7 protein-coding genes and 1 pseudogene are annotated in these 6,545 nt (G+C 55.7%); all 8 read right to left on the minus strand.

Features of this window, described 5'->3' with window-relative positions; all coding sequences use genetic code 11:
- Window positions 1-11: 11 nt before the first annotated feature.
- Complete coding sequence (locus tag FHP08_RS04395) at window positions 12-797, minus strand: class I SAM-dependent methyltransferase (protein ID WP_147703058.1); 786 nt, start codon at window positions 795-797, stop codon at window positions 12-14.
- 302 nt (window positions 798-1,099) lie between these two features.
- Window positions 1,100-1,366 (minus strand): hypothetical protein, encoded by a 267-nt coding sequence (locus FHP08_RS04405; RefSeq protein WP_147703059.1) that lies wholly within the window; start codon window positions 1,364-1,366, stop codon window positions 1,100-1,102.
- A gap of 210 nt (window positions 1,367-1,576) precedes the next feature.
- Window positions 1,577-1,963, minus strand: a pseudogene (locus tag FHP08_RS04410) (GNAT family N-acetyltransferase); the annotation flags it as partial.
- Window positions 1,964-2,296: 333 nt separating this feature from the next.
- On the minus strand, window positions 2,297-3,085 hold the full coding sequence (locus FHP08_RS04415) for a hypothetical protein (RefSeq protein WP_147703060.1): 789 nt from the start codon (window positions 3,083-3,085) through the stop codon (window positions 2,297-2,299).
- Between the two features lie 141 nt (window positions 3,086-3,226).
- On the minus strand, window positions 3,227-4,114 hold the full coding sequence (locus FHP08_RS04420; RefSeq protein WP_147703061.1) for a hypothetical protein: 888 nt from the start codon (window positions 4,112-4,114) through the stop codon (window positions 3,227-3,229).
- Window positions 4,115-4,622: 508 nt separating this feature from the next.
- The gene (locus FHP08_RS04425; RefSeq protein WP_147703062.1) at window positions 4,623-5,639 is read right to left on the minus strand and encodes a competence protein CoiA family protein; all 1,017 of its coding nucleotides are present in this window, start codon (window positions 5,637-5,639) and stop codon (window positions 4,623-4,625) included.
- Window positions 5,640-5,781: 142 nt separating this feature from the next.
- The gene (locus tag FHP08_RS04430; RefSeq protein ID WP_147703063.1) at window positions 5,782-6,408 is read right to left on the minus strand and encodes a hypothetical protein; all 627 of its coding nucleotides are present in this window, start codon (window positions 6,406-6,408) and stop codon (window positions 5,782-5,784) included.
- A gap of 5 nt (window positions 6,409-6,413) precedes the next feature.
- A partial coding sequence (locus tag FHP08_RS04435) for an integrase core domain-containing protein (protein WP_147703064.1) occupies window positions 6,414-6,545 on the minus strand: 132 nt, incomplete at its 5' end.

Genomic DNA, 6,545 nt, shown 5'->3' on the forward strand with positions numbered 1-6,545 from the left:
CCAGCGAAGAATTAGCCGTCGGTACGCGCGATGATGAACACATAGTCCCCCTCCGCTGTCGAGCAGGCGTTCCTGATCGAGGCGAAGGCGCCACTCTCCAGATCCGCGGCCAAGCGGGCAAGACCGACTTGGAGTTCCTCTGCCGCCGCGAGATTCGCGAAGGAACTGATGTTCGCGCGTATGGCGCCGTCCAGGTACAACTCGGGGCGATGTTTCCCGGAGTACAGGAACAGATCCTGAAGCTCGCTCGTGACGAAGAACGGGGCGACGTCGACGCGCTTGAATCCGGAGCGATTCAGAGCGGCACGAATGCGCGCCTCCGAGGGCATCCTCGCGATCGAGCGCTTCATCATCTGGGGGAAGTAGTGGCAGAGCCAGTAGTGGCGCATCTGCTCGGCCAGACCCGTAAAAATGACGAACGAGCCCGAACGGAGTGTTCTACGCACTTCTTCGAACGGGGCTTCCAGGCTCTCGAAGTGATGAATGGCGAGCGTGCAGATCGCTGCGTCGAAGCTGCCGCTGGGAAAGGGAAGCGAGTCGGCATTCGACCGAATCCATGTGATCGAGCCGTCTCTGCTTCGAGCCTGAGCGAGCATGAGCTCGGAGACATCTACCGCGGTCCAGGCGCCTCCCAGGGCACTGAGCGCACTTGTGTAGTTGCCGGTGCCGCAGGCCAGATCCAGGTACGCACCGGCATCAGTCAACCGGATATCCCTGGCGAGAGCTTGCACGATAGCGGGATCGGCACGCCGGGATTGCGAGTAAGTGCTGCCGATGACGTCATAGAGAGGATGCATCTGAAGGCAGACCTTTGAGTTGAGGCGCTGCCGTCGGCTTGCCGGTGGCGGTCGCCTCGAATGACGGTTTAGCCAGCTTGGCGGATCCAGTCACGTATCTTCATCCCGACTCGCTCGACGTCCAGCGAGCCGGAACGGGATTCCAGCGTCGCCAGGCCGCCCCGTCCTTGTTCCATTGCTCGCGCGGGGCGTTCTTGTACTTCGCTGCATCGAATGAGGGTTGCCGCGCGTCCATTTTCGAATGACTCCACCGACTGCCCGTCGATTCGATGAGTTGCTTCGACCTCACCTCGCACGCGCGCTCATCCGGACGCGAACCAAGCGAAGATTGCCGCCCAGAACAAGACCACGATGCATCCGGCGAACCAGCCGGCCTGCCTGGCGCTCCTGGCGAAGAAAGCCAGTGGCAGAAGGCCGATCACGAAGACGGCCAGGCCGAAGTCTCGCGCGGCGTCTCCGAACAGCGGCCCCGCATAGCCGAACCGCGTCCAGCGTCCCGGTGCATACGAAGAAAAGAAGCTCAGCGCACCGAGCCCCGATACGGTCATCAGCGCCGCGGTGATTCGCACCAGCAGTGGTTGCCTTGTCGGAGCGGGAGCGATCTTTGTCATGGGTGCCGACCGGAACACCTGAGCAGGTTTTCACTGAGTCATTACAGAAACGACGAGCGACGGCAAGTCTCCGGTCACCATGAACTCCTGACGCTCGTCATCTCGGAATGCGGCTTACGTTGCGCGGACCGACCAACGAGAGTTATGGGGTTATGTTGTCAAAGATGCCTACTCACGCCAGTACTCTGGCTTGGCCATGCTCTCGGGGCAAGCGATGACGCCCGTGACCGTGCCCAGAACGTCCGGAACCAGTGGGCGAACCATCCACGCCTCCTCCGGCACGATCGGATAGGGGGCACGAAGGCCGAAGGGAAATGCCGGAACGAAGCCGCAGCGCGTGTAGTAGCCAGGATGGCCGAGCACAAAGAGCAACTGCACACCGGATGCTGCGAGCAGGCTGGCGCCGTGCTCGATGAGTGCGCGGCCCACCCCTTGGTGCTGGAACTCGGGGAGTACAGCCAAAGGCGCCAGGATGGCAGCCGGAACCTTGCGGGAAGCTCCGGCAAGAACCGCTTTGGTGAACAAGACGTGCCCCACTGGCTTGTCCTGCAGGAGGCGAGCAACGAGAGACTGGGCTGAGCCGAGGGATCCTGGAGCAAGTCCGCCACCAGCGCCGCCTCGTCTTCCCGCGCAAAGGCCGCGCGTTCGACGCTCAGTACGGCGTGTGAATCAGCTGCAGTTGCTTCAGCGATCCGCATGATGCATGGGGGTTCTGGTAACGGCTAACGCTCGACATGAGCGGCAGGCGCCGGCTTGCCGGCGTCTGCCCGCTTGGGCGAAGGGTTAGCCAGCCAACAAGAGCTGGGACGGACGCAACTCCGTAATTAGTGCCTGTCACCGACCGCTCTCGCTCTAGTTGTCCAAGAAGGAATGGTGTCGGGTAACTGCCTACAAACAGCTTTCTCGTGGTTTCCGATGAGCGTACATCGTCGGATAGGCACGCCCATGCCAAACGTTGGAAAAATCGAGTTGATGAACGGACGAGTAGTCGGCGACGTACTCCTTATCCAGGGGCTGCAAAAATACGCGTTCAATAGGGTTATTCAAATTCACGGAGACGCCCTTTCCACCCGACGCAAGCTGCGCAACCCTGACCCTGCCGAAGAAGGTAATCGAGATTGGCAATCTTTCTCCGGGGTAATCCAGACCACCAGGATCACTCACGCAGTAGCCGCGATCTCGGCGATACAAGCAGATCGCTTTTCGGTCGAATTCATCGATAACGTAGACTCGATCGAATGTATTGGCTGCCCTACACACGCCGCAAACAGATCCTATAAGCTCCCATGTTGGCTCGAGCTTGTTAACTCTATGACTGAACGCTGCCGAGCCAACATGCAGCACCAACCAGGCTTCCTCGGCGTCACATCGCTTCTTGTATGCGTTGACCTTGAGCGACTTTTCATTAACAGCGCCACGAACCCATACATGAGGTTCTAAGGGCATAAAAATCTGATAGAGACCCTCTGGCGCGAACCTGAAACCGTGCAACTTCATTAGCCTTTCAGGCGTAAAGATGCGACATTCAACGGCTACACGCTTCCCGTCCACAACGAATAACGCATCGGGACGATCAGTGATGCCGTCTTCTTCAACTATGAAGGCGTACTTTTGAGCTAGACTTTCCCTTAGGACATCGATCGCCTTCTGTTCGCTGGCCGTTCTTGTGGGTCGCATAGGAATCGCCTAGCGAGGATGTCAACTTCGCTTTTGGCTAACGCCTGAGTTCAACGGCGTTTGAGGCGCCGCCCATATTTGCGGCAGCGAAATTGGGTGGCGCCTCAAGCGTCCGCTGCGACGCATTGCCAGGTGCGCCCTTCAGATAGAAAGAATTGTTTTAATGATAGAAATTGGCTTTTGCCCATGGAACAGGGCGCGCATGAATATTCCGCCCAAGAGGGCCATTTCGTTGTCATTATTCCCTATGAATATCGACCTACCCTTGTGGCGATGAGGCTTTACGCCAGCCCGTTCGATCTCCGTCGTCTCCTTATTCGATCCAAACCTGACGTGAAGGCCAGCGGCCTCACAGCGCTTGATTAAAGCATCCACGTTGATTCCCATGCATATCTGCTTGCGACCGAATAGGAGATCAAATTTGGCCTCCTCCGGTAGTTGACGTGAGAATATTGGAAGCGCCAACGGCGCTTGCATGCTGTCCAATAGTCGGGCACGAGGGCTAAATTCATCTCCTCCACATTCATCGAACCAAGCGTTAAAGGCAAGATTACTCGCGTGAAGCATTGCACCCTTTGAGTAGCAGGCAACGAAGAGGCAGCCTTCCACAACGTCTAGAGCCCAACCTCTCTCCTCAGACTTTTCAATCAATTGATTTAGCTCGGCGTCCCAGTCTTGGACCGGAATGAATTCCTCCGGAATCTTGATCTTCTGGGAGGTGTCCGGGTCCGTGCCGGTGCCGGTTTTCATCACTTCCAGTACATGGCTCATGCGCTCTTCTTGGCGAAGCATTCTGCCCATCTGCTTCGCCACATGTGGCCCCTCACTCGCCAGGAAATATTCAAGCGCTCTGTCACACCCGCTTTGACGGTAAAATCCCAGGAAGTCGAGAATTCTATTGTTTACCGCACCTTCCTTTACCTCAATAATTGTTAGCCCCTTTCCCGGAACCATCGAGATGATGTCTCCAATTTGAACGAAGCTAGTCAAGTCTGAAATGAGCGGCATCGCATCGGCGTCGCTCTGCATGATCGAATTGGCTGCGGCCACGACAGACGAAAAATTGCATTGCCTGAGGTCTGGTTGACGCCGTTCCTTAAAGAGACGACGTGCGTGACATAACTGACCTCCTAGGAACTGCCAAGCGATCGAATCTGCTATCCCCCGATAGAGAAGTTCTTCTGACACAGAGAGTCGTGCGCTGGACTGCACTTGCTCAATGAGGAAGTCCTGAGCCGACCTCATGCCTTCGTGAGCAGCTGACATAAATCTTTTCTGCAACGCCACATCGTTTCTGAATGTGGATTCCGAATCGAGATCAGGCCACAGTTGCCTCGTTCCACAACAAGCCTTCTCGTAGAGGTCTCGAGCTATGCCTTCTAGCGATGGATCCAACATCGTAGGCTTGAGCGTCTCCGCAGGATCGTATCGCTGTTTTCTGCGCGCGGATCTATTCTTGCCCATTGGTCCTTGCCTCTATGCACCTAACGCCTGTAATTAAGCCGCGTCGCGAAGCTGCGTCGGTTTGAATGAACTGTTAGGTGCTCTGTCGCCGTGACTTGAGCCATTCGGGGAACTCTTTGAACGGCACGAACTGTATGTTCTCGGCGCCCAACAGTCTCTCAAGATTTGGCATCCGCCCCCGTGTGATGACAGCTGCACTGTCAACCGCGCCCGTCCGCAATAGCTCTTGTAGGTACCTTGCCACACGCGAAATCATCGAAATGGGCGGAGGTGAGCGCCATGACTTTGTCTCTATCGCAATTCGCTTTCCGCCGACTTCAATCACAAAGTCTGGCCTAAGCATCCCAATTTTTGGCTCAATCTGGAATGAGATCCCTTGTTTTCCAAGTGTCTCCATTACTTCGTGTTCAAGTAGCGCCCCTTCTGCAGCAGCCGCAACCCGAGTTGGAGCATCCTCGGGTGCCTCCCGAATCTTCTTGACGAAAGATATTGCGATCACCGAGACCAAGCTCGCGAAGAAGACCGCAAAGATCGGCAAGAATGATCGAAATGCAGAAATGTCAGTTCCCGTCGAAAGCTCCTTGCCAATGGTCAAAAATAGGGAAACGAGCGCACCCATCAAAGATGCAAGCAAACCCAAAATGCCAACGAGCACGGCCTTTCGCTTCTCGTGATCAGGCGAGGCGAGGCGCGCCTCGTCAATCTTCTGTTTTCCCTTCGTCAACTCGTCAAAAGCGCTACCAACCCTAGATTCGATTTCTGATCGTTTCTCTGGCGCGATGAAGTCATTATCAAATATCTCTGCAAATACTTTATTCAATACCTGCTCGTCCGGATGCAGATCACCTGGAGAAACCTTGAACTCATGCGCCTTTCCTTCAATTAGTCTGTTTATGTCATCGATTTTGGGGGCGTACTCCTCGAGGACGAGTCTACGAAGAAGCGCTTTATAGACAGCGCGGTTCGCTGAGCTGACCCGCTCTCTCCGCGCGCCAATTGTCTGCCGATATCCGATCAGGAAGAGGATCACGGATACGACGATGCCAATCGTTGTCTGTAGGTAGCCGTCCACGAAGCCGCCCCTGAGCACCTAACGTTCGAGCTAAGCTGCCCGCGGAGGCAGGTACTGCAAGCCCGGACTGAGACAATCTGCGGAATACCTCTGGACGGGCTTACAGTGCCTGCCGTAGTGAGTCAGCTTGTGCAAGGGGTTAGGCCTCACTGCCGGAGAATCAATAGTCATCTTCAAGAGTCACATCATCGATTGAATCAATGGCTATGGAGATGTGCTCACCAATGTTCTCTTCGGAAATCGATTTCAGGGCGGTCGGATCGAAAGACAGCTTCACAATCCCCGAAACACGCACTTGCCGGTCCTCTTCTGCTTCATAGTAGTGATCGTTGTGGTCGCTGACGCTTGGCAAATTCTTGTCATCAAGCGTGAAGTAGTCGGACTTGAGAATGTAGTAGGTGATCGAGACCGTGGCAAGAAAGGTGAATGGAAGACCAAACTCACCATAGCCGTAGTAGCTTAGCTCCGAGAAATCTAGCTCAATATCCGCAGGATCGCAGTAGCCAGTGATCGTTGCTTCGTGGCTATCGTCCGGAATAGATCGGGAGTGGACCTCCTTCCACACGAGCGCTTCTCCACCCTTGTGCTGCAGATGATGGGCAATCTGGCCATCCTCATTCTCGTAGGACTCAATCACATCCCTGATGGACGGCAGATTCTTAACGATATCCAAGTCCAGAAGTTCGGCTTGGATCGGGGCAGAGTCGATGAAGGCGATCAAGCTGCGATGAACGGAAACACCCGGAAGCGATTCCGATGCTTGAGCAATCTTTTCATCCTCGGCCACCACAACTAGATGTGAAGCGTCAAGACGTTGTTGTCTGACGCGGCGTTGAGTCTGGAGATCGGCGGCACGCCGCCGATGCCCTGATGCGGGCGGTGCCAGTTGTAGTGGTGCTGCCACTTCGCAAGCATCTGGGTACG

This window comes from Zeimonas arvi (assembly GCF_008039575.1).
Taxonomy (GTDB): domain Bacteria; phylum Pseudomonadota; class Gammaproteobacteria; order Burkholderiales; family Burkholderiaceae_E; genus Zeimonas; species Zeimonas arvi.